Annotated in this window: 21 protein-coding genes; 13 read left to right on the forward strand and 8 right to left on the reverse strand. The window is 72.0% G+C overall.

All coding sequences use genetic code 11. The features are described from left to right. Positions 1-71: 71 nt before the first annotated feature. The 11 genes from BLR90_RS02770 to BLR90_RS02820 all read left to right on the forward strand — a co-directional run bounded on the left by BLR90_RS02770 (position 72) and on the right by BLR90_RS02820 (position 9,751). Positions 72-650, forward strand: a complete 579-nt coding sequence (locus tag BLR90_RS02770; protein WP_091022328.1) for a TetR/AcrR family transcriptional regulator — start codon at positions 72-74, stop codon at positions 648-650. After that, complete coding sequence (locus tag BLR90_RS02775) at positions 647-1,894, forward strand: cytochrome P450 (RefSeq protein ID WP_091022330.1); 1,248 nt, start codon at positions 647-649, stop codon at positions 1,892-1,894. Before BLR90_RS02770 ends, BLR90_RS02775 begins: the two co-directional genes overlap by 4 nt. Beyond that, positions 1,891-2,676 carry an SDR family oxidoreductase gene (locus tag BLR90_RS02780; protein ID WP_091022332.1) on the forward strand — a complete coding sequence of 262 codons (786 nt, stop codon included), beginning with the start codon at positions 1,891-1,893 and terminating at the stop codon, positions 2,674-2,676. Before BLR90_RS02775 ends, BLR90_RS02780 begins: the two co-directional genes overlap by 4 nt. Further along, the gene (locus BLR90_RS02785) at positions 2,673-4,040 is read left to right on the forward strand and encodes a cytochrome P450 (RefSeq protein WP_091022334.1); all 1,368 of its coding nucleotides are present in this window, start codon (positions 2,673-2,675) and stop codon (positions 4,038-4,040) included. Before BLR90_RS02780 ends, BLR90_RS02785 begins: the two co-directional genes overlap by 4 nt. A gap of 7 nt (positions 4,041-4,047) precedes the next feature. After that, complete coding sequence (locus tag BLR90_RS02790; protein ID WP_091022336.1) at positions 4,048-4,248, forward strand: ferredoxin; 201 nt, start codon at positions 4,048-4,050, stop codon at positions 4,246-4,248. Positions 4,249-4,255: 7 nt separating this feature from the next. Then, positions 4,256-4,888 (forward strand): nuclear transport factor 2-like protein, encoded by a 633-nt coding sequence (locus BLR90_RS02795; RefSeq protein ID WP_091022337.1) that lies wholly within the window; start codon positions 4,256-4,258, stop codon positions 4,886-4,888. Continuing rightward, entirely contained in the window at positions 4,885-6,339 is a 1,455-nt protein-coding gene (locus BLR90_RS02800) for an aldehyde dehydrogenase (RefSeq protein ID WP_091022339.1), read from the forward strand. Before BLR90_RS02795 ends, BLR90_RS02800 begins: the two co-directional genes overlap by 4 nt. Positions 6,340-6,445: 106 nt before the next feature. Beyond that, positions 6,446-7,198, forward strand: coding sequence for an SDR family oxidoreductase (locus BLR90_RS02805; protein WP_091022341.1), 753 nt, complete (start codon positions 6,446-6,448; stop codon positions 7,196-7,198). Beyond that, positions 7,195-8,034: an NAD(P)-dependent oxidoreductase gene (locus BLR90_RS02810; protein WP_245715117.1), complete on the forward strand. Its 840-nt coding sequence runs from the start codon at positions 7,195-7,197 to the stop codon at positions 8,032-8,034. The genes BLR90_RS02805 and BLR90_RS02810 overlap by 4 nt, the downstream gene beginning before the upstream one ends. Beyond that, on the forward strand, positions 8,031-8,429 hold the full coding sequence (locus tag BLR90_RS02815; RefSeq protein ID WP_091022343.1) for a carboxymuconolactone decarboxylase family protein: 399 nt from the start codon (positions 8,031-8,033) through the stop codon (positions 8,427-8,429). The genes BLR90_RS02810 and BLR90_RS02815 overlap by 4 nt, the downstream gene beginning before the upstream one ends. Further along, positions 8,324-9,751 carry an alpha/beta hydrolase domain-containing protein gene (locus BLR90_RS02820; RefSeq protein WP_218029301.1) on the forward strand — a complete coding sequence of 476 codons (1,428 nt, stop codon included), beginning with the start codon at positions 8,324-8,326 and terminating at the stop codon, positions 9,749-9,751. Before BLR90_RS02815 ends, BLR90_RS02820 begins: the two co-directional genes overlap by 106 nt. Here BLR90_RS02820 and BLR90_RS02825 read toward each other — a convergent pair. Genes BLR90_RS02825 through BLR90_RS02840 form a run of 4 tightly spaced genes read right to left on the reverse strand, consistent with a single transcriptional unit; the run spans position 9,742 to position 11,941 of the window. Beyond that, positions 9,742-9,975 carry a hypothetical protein gene (locus tag BLR90_RS02825; RefSeq protein WP_091022345.1) on the reverse strand — a complete coding sequence of 78 codons (234 nt, stop codon included), beginning with the start codon at positions 9,973-9,975 and terminating at the stop codon, positions 9,742-9,744. The genes BLR90_RS02820 and BLR90_RS02825 overlap by 10 nt on opposite strands. A gap of 57 nt (positions 9,976-10,032) precedes the next feature. After that, on the reverse strand, positions 10,033-10,599 hold the full coding sequence (locus BLR90_RS02830) for a dienelactone hydrolase family protein (protein ID WP_091022346.1): 567 nt from the start codon (positions 10,597-10,599) through the stop codon (positions 10,033-10,035). Continuing rightward, positions 10,599-11,390, reverse strand: a complete 792-nt coding sequence (locus BLR90_RS02835; protein ID WP_091022348.1) for a DinB family protein — start codon at positions 11,388-11,390, stop codon at positions 10,599-10,601. Before BLR90_RS02835 ends, BLR90_RS02830 begins: the two co-directional genes overlap by 1 nt. Then, complete coding sequence (locus tag BLR90_RS02840; protein WP_091022351.1) at positions 11,387-11,941, reverse strand: DinB family protein; 555 nt, start codon at positions 11,939-11,941, stop codon at positions 11,387-11,389. The genes BLR90_RS02835 and BLR90_RS02840 overlap by 4 nt, the downstream gene beginning before the upstream one ends. A 62-nt stretch (positions 11,942-12,003) precedes the next feature. Here BLR90_RS02840 and BLR90_RS02845 point away from each other — a divergent pair, with 62 nt between their 5' ends. Beyond that, positions 12,004-12,957, forward strand: coding sequence for a helix-turn-helix transcriptional regulator (locus BLR90_RS02845; protein WP_091022352.1), 954 nt, complete (start codon positions 12,004-12,006; stop codon positions 12,955-12,957). Here BLR90_RS02845 and BLR90_RS02850 read toward each other — a convergent pair. The 4 genes from BLR90_RS02850 to BLR90_RS02865 form a co-directional block, all read right to left on the reverse strand. Continuing rightward, positions 12,954-14,099, reverse strand: a complete 1,146-nt coding sequence (locus BLR90_RS02850) for an alpha/beta hydrolase (protein ID WP_091022354.1) — start codon at positions 14,097-14,099, stop codon at positions 12,954-12,956. The two genes, BLR90_RS02845 and BLR90_RS02850, sit on opposite strands and share 4 nt — an antisense overlap. A 4-nt stretch (positions 14,100-14,103) precedes the next feature. Further along, positions 14,104-15,498 carry a wax ester/triacylglycerol synthase domain-containing protein gene (locus BLR90_RS02855; RefSeq protein ID WP_091022356.1) on the reverse strand — a complete coding sequence of 465 codons (1,395 nt, stop codon included), beginning with the start codon at positions 15,496-15,498 and terminating at the stop codon, positions 14,104-14,106. Between the two features lies 1 nt (position 15,499). Beyond that, entirely contained in the window at positions 15,500-16,963 is a 1,464-nt protein-coding gene (locus BLR90_RS02860) for a WS/DGAT/MGAT family O-acyltransferase (RefSeq protein WP_170254197.1), read from the reverse strand. Between the two features lie 67 nt (positions 16,964-17,030). Next, complete coding sequence (locus tag BLR90_RS02865; protein ID WP_091022360.1) at positions 17,031-17,654, reverse strand: TetR/AcrR family transcriptional regulator; 624 nt, start codon at positions 17,652-17,654, stop codon at positions 17,031-17,033. A gap of 100 nt (positions 17,655-17,754) precedes the next feature. Here BLR90_RS02865 and BLR90_RS02870 point away from each other — a divergent pair, with 100 nt between their 5' ends. After that, positions 17,755-18,870, forward strand: a complete 1,116-nt coding sequence (locus BLR90_RS02870; RefSeq protein WP_245715118.1) for a DNA glycosylase AlkZ-like family protein — start codon at positions 17,755-17,757, stop codon at positions 18,868-18,870. Positions 18,871-18,933: the final 63 nt, after the last annotated feature.

Genomic DNA, 18,933 nt, shown 5'->3' on the forward strand with positions numbered 1-18,933 from the left:
TCGGGTCGATTACGTTCCGTACTTTCCGGCTCCTCTTGCGCACGAACAGGAACACGTTCTAGATTGGACAGGTGTCCAGTCAGGTGTCCAGCGCGCCCCGCCAGGGGCTGAACCCGCGCCAGGCGGAGACCGTCGAGCGGCTGCTCGCCGCGGGCGACCAGGAGCTGCGCGAGGTCGGCGTCGACGGGCTGACCGTGCGGACCGTCGCCCTGCGCGCCGGGGTCTCCGCCGCCACCGCCTACACCTACCTCTCCTCGAAGAACCACCTCTTCGCCGAGCTGTTCCTGCGCCTGCTCACCGACACCGACCCGCCCGTCCCGACCGGCAAGGACGCGGTGGAGCGGGTGCAGAGCGTGATCCGCCAGACCATGGGCTCGCTCGGCTCCTCGCCCGAGCTGGCCGCCGGCGCCACGCTCGCCCTGCTCAGCACCGACCCGGACGTCGCCCGGCTGCGGCTGCGGATCGGCGCCGAGTTCGTCGAGCGGTTCCGCGGCGCCCTCGGCGACGGCGCCGACCCCGTGGTGCTCGAGGCGCTCGCGCTGACGTTCTCCGGAGCGCTGCTCCAGGCCGGCATGGGCCTCATGACCTACACCGAGATGGGCGAGCGGCTCGACGCCGTCGTCGCCACGATCCTCAGGGGCAACGTATGACGAGCACGCTGAACACCCCGGGCACCCAGACGCCGATGGCGCTGGACCCCTACGACTACGCGTTCCAGGAGGACCCCTACCCGGTCTACGCACGCCTGCGCGCCGAGGAGCCGCTGCACCACAACCCCGACCTCGACCTGTGGGCGCTGACCCGGCACGCCGACATCGCCGAGGCGGTGCGCACCGAGGGCACCTACTCCAACTCCTGGGGCGTCGCGATCGAGAAGTCCGCGTGGGGGCCCGACGCCCACCGAGTGATGTCGATCCTCGGGATGGACCCGCCCCGCCAGAAGACCATGAGGTCCCTCGTCTCGCGGGGCTTCACGCCCAGACGCGTCACCGAGCTGCTGCCCCGGATCCAGGCACTCACCGACCAGTACCTCCGGGAGTGCCTCGCACGGGCCGGGGACGGGGAGGGCTTCGACTGGATCACCGACTTCGCCGGCAAGCTCCCGATGGACGTGATCTCCGAGATGATGGGGGTGCCGCCCGAGGACCGCGACGACGTACGCCGCCAGGCGGACGTCGTCGTGCACCGCGAGGAGGGCGTGTACGACGTCCCGCCCGCCGCGATGGACGCCTCGCTGTGGCTGGTGGGCTACTACCAGGAGATGGTCACGCAGCGCCGCCGGCAGCCGCAGGACGATCTCACCAGCGCTCTGCTGGCGGCCGAGATGGAGGGCGAGCGGCTCGAGGACGAGGACGTCATCGCCTTCCTCTTCCTCATGGTTGTCGCCGGCAACGAGACGACCACCAAGCTCCTCGGCCACTGCCTCTTCCACCTGACCCGCCACCCCGACCAGCTCGCCCGCGTCTTCGGCGGCGCCGGCGACCCCGACCTGGTGGTGCCGTGGATCGAGGAGACGCTGCGCTTCGACACCTCGAGCCAGCTGCTGGCCCGCTACCTGCTGCGCGACGTCGAGCTGCACGGCCGGGTCGCGCCGAAGGGGTCCAAGCTGCTGCTCTGCCTCGGGTCCGCCAACCGCGACGAGCGCGTCTTCAGCCGCCCGGACGAGTACGACATCTTCCGGGACAAGGACGAGCTCGCGCAGATCCTCTCCTTCGGGGGTGGTCGGCACTTCTGTCTCGGCGCCAACCTCGCGCGCCTCGAGGCCCGGATCGCGCTGACCAGCCTGGTGAAGGCGGTCCGCTCGGTGGAGGTCGACCACGACCGCTGCGGCCGGGTCCACTCGCTCAACGTGCGCGGTTTCGCGTCCGTGCCCGTACGGGTGGAGGCGCGATGAGCCGCTACGCGCAGCCCGACCGCCGCCCCGCGGTCGTCACCGGTGCGTCGTCCGGCATCGGCGCGGCGACCGCCCTGTCGCTCGCGGCCGCCGGCCACCCGGTGGCGCTGGGCGCACGGCGTACGGACAAGTGCGAGGAGCTCGCCGCCCAGGTGCGCGAGGCCGGGGGAGAGGCCAGCGTCCACCCGCTCGACCTCACCGACACCGACTCCGTCACCGCCTTCGCCGCGGCGGTCACTGCCGACCTGGGCGACATCGAGGTCGTCGTCAGCAACGCGGGCGCGGTCGCGCCCGGCACCATCCACGAGGTCGACAGCGAGTGCTTCGCCCGCGAGCTCGACCTGAACATCGTCGGCGCCCACCGGCTGGTGCGCGCGTTCGTGCCCGGCATGGTCGAGCGCCGCCGGGGCGACCTGGTCTTCGTCTCCTCCGACGTCGCCGTGCGCGCGCGCCCGTTCATGTCGTCGTACGCCGCCGGCAAGTGGGGGCTCGAAGGCATGGCGCACGCGATGCAGATGGAGCTCGAGGGCACCGGCGTCCGCGCCAGCATCGTGCGTCCGGGCCCGACCTGGAGCGAGATGGGCACCGACTGGGAGGACGAGGAGGCCGCCTTCGTACTGAACCAGTGGGTGCGCTTCGGCCTCGCCCGTCACCCGCACTTCATGAAGCCGACCGCCATCGCCGACGCGATCACGACGGTGGTGAGCGCTCCGAGGGGCGTGCACTGGAACCTGGTCGAGGTCTCACCCGAGGCACCCCTTTCCAAGCAGGAGGAACGATGACCAGCACGGTAGGCAGCACCACCGACATCACGCCTCAAGGGATCCGGGAGGTCTCGTACGCCGTGGCCGACGACGGCTACGGGCACCTGGCCGAGATGCGGGTCGACCCGATCGGTCTCTTCGAGCGGGTGCGGGCCGAGTGCGGCGAGATCGGCCGCTTCCGGCTGGCCGACAAGGACGTCGTGCTCGTGTCGGGCGCGGAGGCCAACGAGCAGTTCTTCCGGGCGCCCGACTCGACGCTCGACCAGGCCGCGGCCTACCCGTTCATGACCCCGATCTTCGGCAAGGGCGTCGTGTTCGACGCCTCGCCCGAGGAGCGCCAGCAGATGCTGAAGAACCAGGCGCTGCGCGGCGATATGATGCGCGGCCACGCGACCACGATCGAGAACGAGATCAACCGGATGGTCGCCGACTGGGGCGACGAGGGCGAGATCGACCTGCTCGACTGGTTCGCCGAGCTCACGATCTACACGACCAGCAGCTGCCTGATCGGCAAGCCCTTCCGCGACGAGCTCGACTCCTCCTTCGCGCACTACTACCACGAGCTCGAGCAGGGCACCGACGCCATCGCCTACGTCGACCCCTACGCCGACATCGAGAGCTTCCACCGGCGCGATGCCGCGCGCGAGAAGCTCGTCGAGCTGGTGCAGGGGATCATCGACCGGCGCAAGGTGCGGGGCAAGGTGCCCAAGGAGGACCGTGACCTGCTCGACGTACTGATCTCGATCGACATGACCGCCGACTACATCACCGGGATCTTCATCTCGATGATGTTCGCGGGCCACCACACGTCGTCGGGCACGGCGTCGTGGGCGCTGATCGAGCTGATGCGCAACCCCGACGCGATGGCGACGGTCGTTGCCGAGCTCGACGAGCTGTACGCAGACGGCTCCGAGGTGTCGTTCCAGGCGCTGCGCTCGATCCCGCAGCTCGAGGCGGCGCTGAAGGAGACCCTGCGGCTGCACCCGCCGCTGATCATCCTGATGCGCGTCGTGCAGGAGGAGATCGAGCTCGCCGGCCACCTGATCGCGCCCGGCACCGTCGTGGCCGCGTCGCCCCGGGTCTCGAACCGGATCGCCGAGGACTTCCCGGAGCCGGAGTCCTTCGACCCGGGTCGCTACCTCGACCCGCGCCAGGAGGACCTGCAGAACCGCTGGACCTGGATCCCCTTCGGCGCCGGCAAGCACCGGTGCGTCGGCAACGCCTTCGCGATGATGCAGATGAAGGCGATCTTCTCCGTGATCCTGCGCGACTACCAGTTCGAGATGGCCCAGCCGCCCGAGGCGTACGCCGACGACGTGTCCAAGATGGTCATCCAGCTCCAGCAGCCGTGCCGCGTGCGTTACCGGAGGCGCGTCAAGTGAGCCGGCGATGAAGGTGGTCGCCGACCTGGACCTGTGCCAAGGCCACCAGATGTGCCAGGGCGAGGCACCCGACGTCTTCGGCTTCGACGAGGACGCCGACGTGGTCGTCGTCCTCCAGGAGCACCCCGACCAGTCCGTGCGGCCGCAGGTCCGGGCCGCCGTCCAGTACTGCCCAGCCATGGCGCTCGCCATGACCGACGAAGAATGAGGAACCCATGAGCGAGTTCACCCGCGACGAGATCGACGAGTTCTGGCAGAGCTGGCTGGAGGTCAACCGCGAGGCCGAGCGCCTCGGCGACTGGAAGATCATGGCCGACCACTACGCCGAGGACGCCACCTACGGCTGGATGTACACGCCCGACGAGCACTTCATGGCGATCGGCCGCGAGGAGATCCGCGAGCTGGCGATCGGCCAGGAGATGGAGGGCCTCGACGGCTGGCACTACGACTACCAGGCCACCGTCGTCGACGAGAGGACCGGCATGATCGTCGGCTTCTGGAAGCAGAAGTCCGGCATCACCAACGACGAGACCGGCGAGGAGTACGAGATCCTCGGCATCGGCGGCTCGTGGTTCGGCGTCGGGCGCAACGCCGAGGGCAAGCTCGAGTTCGCCTGGCAGCGTGACTGGTTCGACCTCGGGTCGACCGCCCACACGTTCCTGGCGATCGCCGGGTCGGGCAAGGCGCCGCAGGGGCTGCTCGACCGGATGGGCGTGCACGGTCCGTCGCAGCCCGGCCACTACCAGCTCAAGGACATCCCGTCGCCGGTGTGGCCGCCGCCGGTGGAGCGCGGCGCCTACGTCACCCAGGACGCTCCCCAGGACGCCTCCCAGGACGAGTCGAAGTGAGCACACCCGCGCCACAGCTCCTCGTCGACGGCAGGCTGACGCCGGCCGGTGACGGCACGACGTACCCGATCCTCAACCCGGCCACCGGCCAGGAGATCGGCCAGGCGCCCGACGCCACCGCCGGCGACGTCGACGCCGCGATCGCCGCGGCCCGGCGGGCGTTCGACGAGTCCGCCTGGTCGACCGACGTGGCGCTGCGGGTGCGCTGCCTTCGTCAGCTGCACCAGGCGCTGCTCGACCACGCCGACGACTTCCGCGCGCTCACCACGGCCGAGGTCGGGATGCCCGGCTTCATGATGGGCGCCGCGGGCTTCGACGTACCGGTCGAGGGCCTCAAGTGGGTCACCGACCTGCTCGAGTCCTACGAGTTCGAGACCGACCTCGGGGTCGCGGCACCGATGGGCATCAAGAGCCGCCGGACGGTACGGCGTGAGCCGGTCGGGGTGGTCGCGGCGATCACTCCCTGGAACGTGCCGACCCAGATCAACCTCGCCAAGGTCGGGCCGGCGCTCGCCGCCGGCTGCACGGTCGTGCTGAAGCCGGCTCCCGACACCCCGTGGGTCGCCTGCCAGCTCGGGCGCCTGGTGGCCGAGCACACCGACATCCCGGCCGGCGTCTTCAACGTGGTCACGCCGCGCTCCAACGACGTCGCCTCCGTGCTCTCGACCGACCCGCGGATCGACATGGTGTCGTTCACCGGCTCGACCGCGACCGGGCGGGCGATCATGGCCGCGGCCGCACCGACGCTGAAGAAGGTGTTCCTCGAGCTGGGTGGCAAGTCCGCCGCGATCGCGCTCGACGATTCCGATGTCGCGGCCGTCGCCGGCGCCACCGCGTTCACCGCGTGCATCCACGCCGGCCAGGGCTGCGCGATCACGACCCGGCTGATCGTCCCGCGCGACCGGTACGACGAGGCGGTGCAGGTCGCCGCGTCGACGATGGAGTCGATCGGCGCCAAGGACCCGGCCGACCCCGGCGCGATCTGCGGCCCGGTCATCTCCCAGGTGCAGCGCGACCGGGTCCAGGCCTACCTCGAGCTCGCGGTCACGGAGGGCGGCACGTTCGCCACCGGTGGCCACGTGATCGACCAGGACGGCTTCTGGGTCGAGCCCACCGTCGTCGCGGGCCTCGACAACTCCTCGACGCTGGCGCAGGAGGAGATCTTCGGGCCGGTGCTCGTGGTCATCCCGCACGACGGCGACGACGACGCCGTACGTATCGCCAACGACTCGCCGTACGGGCTCTCTGGCTCGGTCGACTCGGGCTCGCTCGAGCGCGCGAAGGCGGTCGCCGCCCGGATCCGGACCGGCACCCTGTCCGTCAACGGTGGGGTCTGGTTCAGCCCTGACGCGCCGTTCGGCGGCTACAAGCAGTCCGGCATCGGCCGGGAGATGGGCGTGGCCGGCTTCGAGGAGTACCTCGAGACGAAGACGCTGGCCTTCCCGGCGTGAGCCTGCGAACGCCGGAAGACAAGACAGCGGGTAGAGCGAGCCCGCGACCGAGGTACGAGGTCGCGACGGCGAGTCGAAACCCAGTGAGATACGAGGAGACAGCACAGTGAGCACACGGTTCAAGGACAAGGTCGTCATCGTGACGGGCGCCGCGCAGGGCATCGGGGAGGCCTACGCGAAGGCGCTCGCGGCGGAGGGGGCGTCGGTCGTCGTGGCCGACGTCAACACCGAGGCCGGCGAGAAGGTCGCCGCGGCGATCAACGAGACCGGCGGCCGCGCGATCTTCGTGCACACGGACGTGTCGTCGGCCGAGTCGGCGACGGCGATGGCGGAGCGGACCGTCGCCGAGCTCGGCGGGATCGACGGGCTGGTCAACAACGCCGCGATCTACGGCACCATGCAGTTCGACCTGCTGATCACCGTCGACTGGGACTACTACAAGAAGTTCATGTCGGTGAACATGGACGGCGTGCTCGTCGTCACCCGCGCGGTCTGGAAGCACATGCAGGCGCGCGGCGGCGGCTCGATCGTCAACCAGAGCTCGACCGCGGCCTACCTCTACTCCGGCTTCTACGGCCTGGCCAAGACCGGCGTCAACGGGCTCACCCAGCAGCTCGCGCACGAGGTCGGCGGCATGGGCATCCGGGTCAACGCGATCGCGCCCGGCCCCACCGACACCGAGGCCACGCGCACCCAGGCCGGCGACGCTGCCAAGGACCTGGTCAAGGGCCTCGCCCTCAAGCGGATGGGCCAGCCCGAGGACATGGTCGGCGCCTGCCTGTTCCTGCTCTCCGACGAGTCGTCGTGGGTGACCGGCCAGATCATCGCCGTCGACGGCGGACAGACCTTCCGACCGTGAGTCAGCTCAGAGTCGGGTTCATCGGGCTGGGCAACATCGGGAAGCCGATGGCGCTCCGTCTTGCCGGTGCCGACGCGATCGACCTAACGGTGTACGACGTCGCGTCCGGGCCGGTGGCCGAGCTGGAGGCCGCCGGAGCGGCCGCCGCCGACAGCGTCGCCTCCCTCGCCGCGTGTTCGGAAGTCATCTGCGTGATGGTGCGCGACGACGACCAGGTCCGCGACGTACTCGGCGAGATCCTCGGCGTGGCCGGTGACGCCCAGACCGTCGTCATCCACTCGACGGTCTCCCCGGCGACGCCGGCCGAGCTCGCCGACACCGCGGCCCGTCACGGCGTCAAGGTCGTCGACGCACCGGTCAGCGGTGGCGCGATGGGTGCCACCGATGGCACCCTCGCGATCATGGTCGGCGGGACGGACGAGGCGTTCGCTGCCGCCCGCCCGGCGCTGGAGGCGATGGGGTCGCTGGTCACCCACGCCGGCCCGATCGGTGCCGGTACCAAGATGAAGCTGGCCCGCAACCTGATGCACTTCGTCGCGTTCACCGCCGCCACCGAGGCACAGCGCCTCGCCGAGGCTGCGGGGCTCGACCTCGTCGAGCTGGGCAAGGTGGTCCGGCACACCGATGCGATCACGGGCGGGCCCGGCGCGATCATGCACCGGGCGACGACGGCGCCGCTCGACCAGGACGACTTCTGGTACGGCGTCTTCGACCACGTCCGCGCCCTGGGGGAGAAGGACCTGACGTTCGCCATCGAGCTGGCCGACGAGCTCGACGTCGACGTACCGATGGCACGAGAGGCGCTCGCCCGCCTCGGAAAGGGGCTTGGCGTATGAGCAAGTTCGAGGATCTCCCGGAGCAGCGCCGCCGCGGCCTGGAGAAGATGGAGGAGGTCTACGGCTTCGACATGACCGACGGTGCGGGCGACTTCTTCGGCTACACCGCCGACCACCTCTTCGCCGACATCTGGAACCGCCCCGGCCTCTCCGACCGCGACCGACGGCTGCTGCTGATCGGGCTGCTCTCCGGCACCGGCGGCGCCGACGTGCTCGGCATCCAGATCCCCGCGGCCTACGCCAACGGCGAGCTCGACGACACCGCCCTGCGGGAGATCGTGATCTTCCTGTGCCACTACGCCGGCTGGCCCAACGGCGCGCGGCTCAACTCGATCGTCGAGGAGACCATCGCCAAAGCGGCGCGCGCCAAGGCTCGGTCCGAGGAACAGTCCTGACCGGCCGCGCGTCGCTGCGGGAGCTGCCGCCCGGCGACTCCGGCATCGTCTCGGCGCGGCCTGGGCCCGACCTGACGGCCGCGGGCTACGTCGAGACCGAGTACGTCGCGTCCGGCGCCGCGGTGTCCTACGCCGCCGACGAGCTGCCCGCCGACGGACACTGGTCGCTGCGCGAGGATGCTCACGCCGACTACGTCACCCGGGTGGTCGTACGCCGCCCTGACGAGGCCGCCGCGAGCGGCACCCTGGTCGTCGAGTGGCTCAACGTCAGCAGCGGCATGGACGCGGCGCCCGGATGGACGTTCTTCGCAGAGGAGGTCGTCCGCCGCGGCCACGCCTACGCCGCGGTCTCCGCCCAGCACGCCGGCGTCGAGGGCGGCCTGTCGTCGGTCTCCGTCGGGGACCTCGGCAGCCCGGGGCTCAAGGGCGGCAACGCCGAGCGCTACGGCGAGTTGTCCCACCCGGGTGACGCCTTCGCCTACGACCTCTTCACCCAGGCCGCCCGCGCGGTCGCGGACGACCTCGGCGCCACCTGCGTGCTCGCCACAGGGGAGTCGCAGTCGGCGTTCGCGCTGACGTCGTACGCCAACGGCATGCAGCCGCTGGCCGGGCTCTTCGACGGACTGCTCATCCACAGCCGCGGGGGAGCGGCGCTGCCGCTGGGCCGCTCCGGCGCCGGCCTGCCGATGGCGGAGGTCATCACCGGCACCCCGACCCGGCTGCGCACCGACCTCGAGGTCCCGGTACTTGTGGTGCAGACCGAGACCGACCTCTTCGGCCACCTGGCCTACCTGCCCGCGCGCCAGCCCGAACACAACCGGCTGCGCACGTGGGAGGTCGCGGGCACCGCCCACGCGGACAAGTTCGTGATCGGCGACTTCGAGGAGTTCCTCGGCTGCGCCGAGCCGGTCAACCGCGGGCAGCAGGTCTTCGTGGTGCGCGCCGCCCTGCACCACCTGGAGCGCTGGGCGCGAGGCGGCTCGGCCGCGCCCACGGCCCCGCCGCTGGAGGTCGTCGGCGACGGCTACGCCCTGGACGAGGTGGGCAACGCGAGAGGCGGCGTACGCACCCCGGCCGTGGACGCCCCCGTCGAGGTCCTCTCCGGGCTGGGCGTGCCCGGGGCCTCCAACATCTGCCGCCTGTTCGGGAGCACCGCGATGCTGCCGACCGCCCGGCTCGCCGAGCTGTGGCCGGACGCCGACGCCTACCTCGCGGCCTACCGAGCCGCCGCAGAGGCCGCGGTCAGCGCGGGGTTCGTGCTGCCCGAGGACCACGACGAGCTGCTCGCCGACTCACGGGAGAGCCTGCTCGCTCAGGCGTAGCGGTGGCTCTTGGCCGCGTGGCCCTTCTCGCGCGTGCAGGTGCGCCCGCTGATCGCCTTGTGGCCGCACAGCTCCTCGCCGGAGGCCTCGGCCGTCGGCTGCTTCGCCTTGGCCACCGCGGGTGCGGTCGGCACCTTCGGCTTCGCGGCCGGCGCCTTGGCGCCCTTCTGTGCCGCCTCGTAGCGCGCCTCGCGCATCGCCCGCAGGCCGTCCATCTTGCTCATCGTCGACTCACGGACCCGACTCTAGAGCCCGGCACCGACAGTCCCCGACAGGCGCCCTCAGAGACCGCCGAGAAACGCCAGCGCTCGCTGCATGACCAGCGCCGTCGCGTCCGCGTCGAACGCCGCCAGCGAGCTGTCGGTGAACAGGTGCTCGTCGCCCGGGTAGAGGAACAGCTCCACCCCGTCGTGGGCCGCGACCATCGCCTCGGCGGCCGCGAGGTCGCCGTCCTCCTCGATGAAGAACGGGTCGGCCTCCATGGCGTGGATCTGGGCGGGTACGCCGTCGGGCCAGGGCCCCACCCACTGCGGGTCGATGGCGGAGTGGAGGAGCAGACCACCGACCGCACCCGGGCGGCTGGACGCAAGCGTCTGGGCGCACATGACGCCCATCGAGAACCCGCCGTAGACCAGCTCGGCCGGCAGGCCCTCGACGGCAGCGGCGGCGCGATCGTCGACGGGGACCGTCCTGGAGAAGGCCATCCCCTCCTCGAGGGTGTCGAAGACCTGGCCCTCGAACAGGTCGGGCGTGTGGACGGTGTGCCCGGCGGCGCGCAGCTCGTCGGCGAACTCCTGCACTCCCGTGGTCAGCCCGTGCACGTGGTGGAACAGCACTACGTCGGCCATCACGGCCTCCTTTCCAGGGCAGCGAGGTCACGCTGCGCAAACCTGAGGTGCTCGCACTCCTCCTCCATGACGACCGCGAGGCAGTCCGCGACGGCGCGGTCCTCCTCGGGGTAGCCGGGCGCGGGCGTGCGCGAGCAGGTGCGCCCGAGATCTTGGTCGGTGAGTCCGTCGAGGATGCGTTGGACGACGGCCCCCCGGTCGGCACGCGCCTGCGTCACCTCGGCGTACGACGGCCGCGCGTCGACGTCCATGCCGAGGGCGGCGGCGTCGGCCGGCGCGTAGGCGGTCTGGGGGAGGGCGAGCCGGTGGAAGGGTGCCGGGTCGTCGAGCACGGTGCGGCTCGCCCACGAGTCGGTGATGAAGACCAGGTGGCGCAGCGTCTCGACGAACGACCACTCGCCGTCCACGCGCTCCTGGCGCAGCTCCTCAGGCAGCGCCTCGGCACGGGCAGTGGCCTCGGACCAGAGCCGCTCCAGCTCGGTCCACATCGCGCGGAACCCGTCGGCGTCACGGATCTCGCGCAGCTGCACCCGCTCGGGGTGGCGGCGATCCAGCTCGCTCTCGACGTACGCCGTGACGTCGACGCCGTTGACCGAGAGGCCGCCGACGAATCCGGACAGCTCCACCCCGACCAGCCAGGAGTCGACGATCTTCACGCCGGTCAGGTCGCAGTCGACGAACCTGGCGCCGGTCAGGTCGCGCACCAGGAAGGAGGCGCCGCGGTGCTCGGCGTTGCGGCCGTCGTCATGGACGCCCGCGGACCAGCGGTGTGGTCCGTACTGGGCCGTCATGCGGGCGGGTCCTCGCCGACGAGACCGTCGATGGACTCGCGGACCAGGTCGGCCTGGCCGACGTGGCGCGCGTACTCCTCGATCAGGTCGACGATCATCCGTCGGAGGCTGGCGTGCTCGCCCTCGGGGGTGCTCTTGCCGGGCACCGGCTGGTCGAGCCCTGCGACTGTCAGCGCGTCGGCGACCACGGCCCGGGAGCGGGCCACGGCCTGCTGCCAGAGCGTCGTCAGCTCCTCGGGGGTGTCGCCGGCCGCGGAGGTCCACTCCCAGTCGGGGTCGGTGTCGAAGTCGGCCGAGGCCCACGGCTCGCCCATCGGGCGGCCCGCGAGCGAGCTCGTGAAGTAGTGGTCCTCGACCAGGGCGAGGTGCTTGAGCAGCCCGCCGAGGCTGACCGTGGACGGGCCGAGGGTCGCGGCCAGACCGGCGGCGTCCAGCCCGCCGCACTTCCAGGCGAAGGTGCGGCGCTGGCGCTCCAGCGAGCCGAGGAGGGTGTCGACCTCGGTGCCGGCGATCGGCGGCTCGGTCAGCACGGGAGTGGTGTCGTGGCTCATGGGGCAGACGTTAGAGGAGGTTCCGGACGTTCTACTTCCGGAACATGCGCCATCATGGAGGAATGTCCGACTCGAGCCCCACGTCGCGGGCGCTGCTGGCGCTCGAGCTGGTGCAGAACGCGCCGGGCATCTCGGCGGCCCGGCTCGCGGACCGGCTCGGCGTCTCCGAGCGCGCCGCGCGGCGCTACGTCGCCATCCTGCGTGAGGCGGGCGTCCCGATCGAGTCCGTGCGCGGGCCCTACGGCGGCTACCGGGTCGGTCGCGGGCTCCGGCTGCCGCCGCTGATGTTCAGCGTCCCCGAGGCGATGGGCCTGGTGATGGCCGTGATCGAGGGGCGCGGCTCCGCCGACACCGACGACCCGGTCGGGCACGCGCTCGGCAAGATCATCCGGGTGCTCCCCGAGCCGGTGGCCGGCCCCACCGCCGCGGTCCGGGGCGTCAGCACCCTCGACCGGTTCACCCCGGTGACACCCGGTCCCGAGACGACCGCCGCACTGGTGCAGGCGTGCGCGGCGCGGCACCGGGTGCGGCTCGGCTACCTGCTCGCCCCCGACGACCAGCGCGAGATGGACGTCGACCCGTGGGCGGTCGTCGTACGGCGGGGGCGGTGGTACCTCCTGTGCTGGTCGCACCACCGCGACGCCCGGCGGCTGCTGCGCGTCGACCGGGTCGCCTCGGTGGAGTCGCTCCCCGAGACGTTCACGCCGCCCGAGGACCTCGACGCCCACCAGACGGTCGAGGAGCACCTGTCGGAGGGCTGGCCCCTGGAGGTCGAGGTCGTGATCGACGCCCCGCTCGCGGAGGCGTCGACGTGGGTACGGCGCAGCCTCGGCCGCCTCGAGGAGATCGACGCCGAGCACACCCGGCTGCGCGCGACGACCAACAACCCGGGCTGGTATGCCGGTCAGCTCACCGTGATCCGGGCGCCGTACCGGATCGTCGGGCCGCCGGAGCTGCTCGAGGAGAGCCGGAAGCTCGGGAGGCGGCTGCTCGACGCGGCCCCGGACCGGGACTAGGTGGCCTCGGGCGCCAGGAACTCGTCGAGCGCGGCCTTCACGTCACCGGAGATCAGGTGGCCGATGTGGCCGCCGGCGTGCCAGTGGACCTGCCCGCCCCAGCTGCCGTGGAGACGCTGGGCGGCGCGCACGGACGTCATCCGGTCGCCCAGCGCAGCGACGACCAGGCGCCGGTCCTGGGCGGCGTACGGCTCGAGTGCCGTCGGGTCGACGACGGTGCCGACGGCCTTGACCGGCTCGGAGCGCAGCAGCGCGGCGAGCTTCTTGCCGCGGCCGCCGGTCTTGGCGGTGTGGTGGGCGATGGTGGCGTGGGCGTCGAGCATCGGGACGATCGCGACCACGCCGTCGACGCGGTCGTCGAGGCCGGAGACCAGCGCGGCGACCGGACCGCCGAGCGACATGCCGACGACGGCGACCGAGACCGGGTCCTGCTCGTGGATCCACCCGACGACGGCGCGTACGTCGGACACCGCGCGCATCATCGTGGCGATGTTGCCGAGCAGGTCGAAGCCCGGCCAGGAGCGGCCGAGGTCGCGGCGGGGTCCGTGCTGCGGCAGCACCGGCATCGCGACGTTGAGGCCGAGGTCGTGGTGCAGGTGGCCGGCCCGGAAGGCGAAGAGGTCGTCGAGGCGGCCCTGCTCGGCGCCGTGGACCCAGACCACCCACGGGCGGGGCTCGCCCTCGTGGCGCAGGACCCGGGCGTGCGCGACCTCGACCTTGCCGTAGCCGGCGTCCATCAACGAGGGCGGCAGGTCAGGGCGGCTCTCGAACTCGAGGTGCTCGAAGCGCAGCCGGCCGACCTTGCGGCGTCGGAGGCCGAGCGTCGCGAGCGGCGGCGGCGGCCGGTGGGCGCCCGCGACCCCCAGGGCCGAGAGCTCCGGCGCGGCGGCGGCGCACGCCTCGACGGACGCCTGGACGGCGTCGAAGTGCGGCACCTCGCGATAGAGCGCGCTGATCGCGATGAACAGCTCGTCGGTCGCGGTCTCGCCGAACTCGCGGACCCCGAGGTTCCAGGCCGGGATGCCCGACTCCTCGGAGCGCTTGCTGGCGGCGACCGAGCTGGCGACCGCGCGGGGCACCACGCAGCCGAACAGCCACAGCCGGGCCCGCGTGGACTCCGCGAACTCGAGCACGGACGTCACGCGGTCAGGCAACGGAAGCCACGCCCTCAGGTGCGGAGGCGTCGGTGGCGACGGCCAGCAGCTCGTCGAGCGCCGGCTGGAGCCGCGCGAGGAACGCCGCCGGGTCGGGCATCGACTCGGGGGTCGCGACCAGGCCGATGCTCAGCCGCCCGGCGTAGGAGTACGCCGTGAGGTTGACGTCGGCGGGCGCCACGGCCACGGCGTACGAGATCCAGTCGGCGACCGCCACCTCGCCGAACCAGCGGATGCTCCGAGGGCCGGCCACGTTGGCGGTGGTGATGTTGTTGACGACCCTGGGGACGTGCGGGGCGAGCAGCTGGCGGACGGCGGGCGCGAGCCGGGGCACGATGGCGAAGGCCTGCTCGGTCAGCTCGAACCCACGGCGGCGGCGCAGCTCGACGCCCAGCAGGCAGCTGCGGGCGGTGGCCCGCAGGCGCTCGGCGGCGTCGGCGATGTCGACGTGCAGGTAGACGCTGGCCGGGGCGATCTGGTTGCCCCAGCGCCGCGTCGACGAGGTGTCGGCGGCGACGCCGAACGTCGCCACCGCCGGCTGGTCCAGCGAGTCGCCGCGCGCGGCGTACTCCTCGCGCATCGCGCCGGCGATCACCGCGTGCAGGACGCCGTTGATCGTGGCACCGGTGGCGCGGCCGACCCGCTTGAGGTCGGCGAGGTCGAGCTCGGCGCTGGCGCACACGCGGGTGACACCGCCGCGCGCGTTGAAGCTGGAGCGCACGCCGCCGAGGGCGGCGGGCACGTGGTCGTGCCCCTCGAAGCCGGCGGTCGCGCGGCGGGTAGCGAGCCCGGTGCGGACCAGGCGGGGGAGCCCGGCGAGGGTGACCGGGAGGTCGCGCCGCACCTGGCGGCGTACCTCGTGCGGGGCGGGGGCGATGGCGGGCTCCTCGGGCGCGATCGGCGCCGTGACGCCGCGCTCGTCGGTGCTCGCGGCGAGGAACGTGTTGAGCGCGGCGAGCCCGTCGCTGACCGCGTGGTGGAGCCGGACCACGACGGCCTGGCGGCCCCCGGACAGCCCGTGCACCAGGGTCATCGACCACAGCGGGCGGCTGCGGTCGAGGTGGCGCTCGGCCAGGCTCGCGCAGAGCTGGTCGAGCCCGGCGCGGCCACCGTCGGCGAGGGTGACCTGGTCGAGGTGCCGGTCGAGGTCGAAGCCCGGGTCGTGCACCCAGAACGGGCGGCCTCCGCACCCGGGTGCGGCGTACACCTTCTGGGTGGCGCGCGGGACGAGGCCGAGGTACGGCGCCACGGCGGCGCGCAGCTCGGGCAGCGTGACGTGGTGCCCGCGCGTGCTCGGATCGAGCACGACGATCTTCAGCGTGTGCATCGGGACGGTGGCGCACTCCATGTTGAGCATGAGCGCGTCGGGGCCGGTCATGCGTTCCATGTCAGACCCTCACCTTCGTCTTGTCCCGCGCGGGCGCGGGGACGGCGAACGGGTCGGTGACCGGCGTCGGGGTGCCGAGGCCGCTGGCCTCGAACAGCTCGGCGAGGGCGCGGGGGATCGCGTCGGCGATCACCCACGGGTCGGGCACCAGGTCGGGGTCGACGTGGAGCCCGAAGTCGAGGCGGTCCATGTTGCTGAGCACCGTGAAGTTGGTGCCCATCCCCTCGAGGATCACCGAGCTGGGGTAGATCCCGGTGACCTTGGCGCCGCACATGTAGAGGTCGACCGGCGGCCCGGGCACGTTGGAGACCAGCGTGTTGACGCAGAACGGCCCCCTCGACATCGCCGACGTGGCGTAGAGCGCGCGGACCGCGGCACTGATCAGTAATGGCGCGGCGACCTTGCCGAGCGACTCGACCCGGGTGGCCCCCGTGGCCTGAGCGAGGTCCTTCGCGCCGAGGCTGGAGATGTGGATCGCCTTCAGGCGCTCGACCGGGTCGTCGAGGTCGGTGGCCAGGCTGACGAACATCGTGGTGACCTGGTTGTCGAGGGTGTCGTCGCCCTCGGCGCGGGTCGAGAGCGGTACGCCGCTGGTGAGGGGGGCGTCGGGCAGCTCGCCGCGGTCGGCGAGGTAGCCGCGCAGGGCGGTGCCGCACAGCGCGAGCACGACATCGTTGACCTTGACGCCGTGCGCGTCCTTGAGGCGCCGTACGTCGGACATGGCGACCGACGCGAAGGCGAGCTGGCGGCGGTGGCCGACCGCCTCGTTGAGCGGGGTGCGCGGCCCGCGCAGCATCGTGCGCGACGCGTCGTCACGGACCATCCGGGTCAGCATGGTGGCGCCCTTGGCGGCCAGCCCGGCGCCGTACCGGCCGTAGCTCAGCGGTGCGGTGGCCCAGCGCGAGGCGATGCCGCCGAGCACCTCGAGGGCGCCGAGGTCACCGGCCGTGGACTCCTCGGCGGACGGGAAGGGGACCAGTGGGCCGTCGGCGTCGGGCTCGAGGTCGAGCAGCGCGGTGGCCAGGCCGGCGCCGGCCAGGCCGTCGAGCAGGCAGTGGTGGTACTTCATCAGGATGCCGGTGCGGCCGCCGGCCAGGCCCTCGAGGACCCAGATCTCCCACAGCGGGCGGCTGCGGTCGAGCTGCGAGCTCAGCAGCATCCCGCAGACCTCGCCGACCTCCTTGGCGCCGCCGGGGGAGGGCACGCCGATCCGGTTGACGTGCTGGCGCACGTCGAAGTCGGGGTCGTCGACCCAGGCCGGCCGGTCCAGGCCGAGCGGGGTGCTCGCCAGCTTCCAGGTGAACTTGGGCGCGTAGCCGATCCGCTCCTTGACCGAGGCCAGGATGTCGGCATAGCTCAGGCCCCGCGGGCCGGGTTCGAGGATGGTCAGCCCGCCGACGTGCTGGTGCCACGACGGGGTCTCCATCGAGAGGAACAGTGCGTCGGTGCCACTGAGTCGCTGCACAGGGGTCTCCTTCATGGCGAACAGGTCCGCGTGTATTAACGAAACCTATTCGTATTTCCATGAAGGATCAAGCGGTGGCGCCCACCGGCTGTGTGGCTTCCAACACAGCGGCGGTGACCGCGCCGCGGATCACCTGTGCGAAGACCGAGTCGAGGTCGTCGACGCCGCCGAAGTAACCGCTGACCTCCAGCGAGACGAAGCCGTGGAGGGCGGAGAAGATCGCCATGCCCGTCATCAGGATGCGCTCCTCGGGCAGACCCGTGGAGCGGACCATGACCGCGAGCGCCTCGATCGTCTCGGCCGCGGCGGCGAAGAAGCTGGTGCGGTCGATCGGCTCGCGGGTCATGCCGGCGTAGCGGTGGGGGTAGGCGCGGGCGAACTCGCGCAGCGAGTGGCTCAGCACGCGCAGACCCTCGGCTCCGGCGTGGCCCATCGCGGCGCTGCGGACGTGCTTGCCGAGCAGCTGCATCGCGCGGACCTGGATCTCGGCGCGGAGGTCCTCGAGGTTGGCGACGTGGTTGTAGAGCGAGGAGACCCGGGTGTCGAGCTCGGCGGCGAGCAGGGTCATCGACAGTGCGTCGTAGCCCTCGCGGTCGACCAGCGCTTCGGCGGCACGCAGCACGCTCTCGTGGTCGAGACGCGGGCGGCGAGCCCGGGCCGGCTCGTCGGGGGCGGCCGTGGACGGCGACATGGAGCACTCCTGTCGATGAAGCAGTTTCGTTCTCCGGTGAATGACTATACCGCGTCGGCGACAGTTGCCGCCGTACGCGTGAGCCACGACGATGTCCCTCGTGTCCCACGACGTCCGCGAGGTGCACCGCCTCTCCCGGCGCGACGCCCGCCGGATCGCCGTGCGCGCCCAGCTGCTCGACCAGCCCCGTCCCACCGACCTGTTCGAGGTCGTCCGGCGGCTGACCCTGCTCCAGGTCGACCCGATCAAGGCGGTCGCACCCAGCGCCGACCTGGTGCTGTGGAGCCGGCTCGGGTCGTCGTACGACCCCCAGGAGCTGAGCGACGCGGTCGACGAGCATGCCCTCGTCGAGCTCGAAGGGCTGCTGCGGCCCGCCGACGACCTCGTGCTCTACCGCGCCGAGATGCAGGTGTGGCCCGGCGTCGGCGAGCTGCGCGACTGGGAGGAGGAGCAGGTTGAGTGGGTCGAGGCCAACACCGCCTGCCGGCTCGACATCCTGGACCGGCTGCGCTCCGACGGCCCGCTGCTGCTGCGCGAGCTGCCCGACACCTGCGTGGTGCCGTGGAAGTCCAGCGGCTGGAACGACAACAAGAACGTCCAGCGGATGCTGATCTTCCTGGTCCGCTCCGGCGAGGTCGCCGTCGCGGGCGGCACCGGCCTTCGTCGGCTCTGGGACCTCGCGGAGCGCGTCTACCCCGACGACCCAGTCGTACCGCTCGAGGAGGCGGGCCGCGAGCGCAACGAGCGGCGGCTCCGCGCGCTCGGGATCGCGCGCTCACGCGGGCAGCTGATGCCGGGGGAGCCCAACCTCGTCGCCGACGCGGGCGAGCCCGCCGTGATCGACGGGGTCCGCGGTGAGTGGCGCGTCGACCCGGCGCAGCTCGGCCAGCCGTTCCGGGGTCGCGCGGCCCTGCTGGCGCCGCTCGACCGGCTGATCCACGACCGCGGCCGGATGGCAGACCTCTTCGAGTTCGACTACCAGCTCGAGATGTACAAGCCCGCCGCCGCCCGGCACTGGGGCTACTACGCCCTGCCGGTCCTGTACGGCGACCGGCTGGTCGGCAAGCTCGACGCCAAGGCCGACCACAAGGACGGCGTGCTCCGCGTCTTCGCCCTCCACGAGGACGAGCCGTTCACACCGGCCATGTCCCAGGCGGTGCAGGCCGAGATCGACGACCTCGCCCGCTGGCTGCAGCTCGAGGTCGACTGGGTCTAGCCGGTGTCACGGTGGTTGAGGTGCGAGCGAAGCGAGCGGTGCGGTGGTTGAGGTGCGAGCGAA

The sequence above is a fragment of the Nocardioides szechwanensis genome (genome assembly GCF_900103935.1).
Taxonomy (GTDB): Bacteria; Actinomycetota; Actinomycetes; order Propionibacteriales; family Nocardioidaceae; genus Nocardioides; species Nocardioides szechwanensis.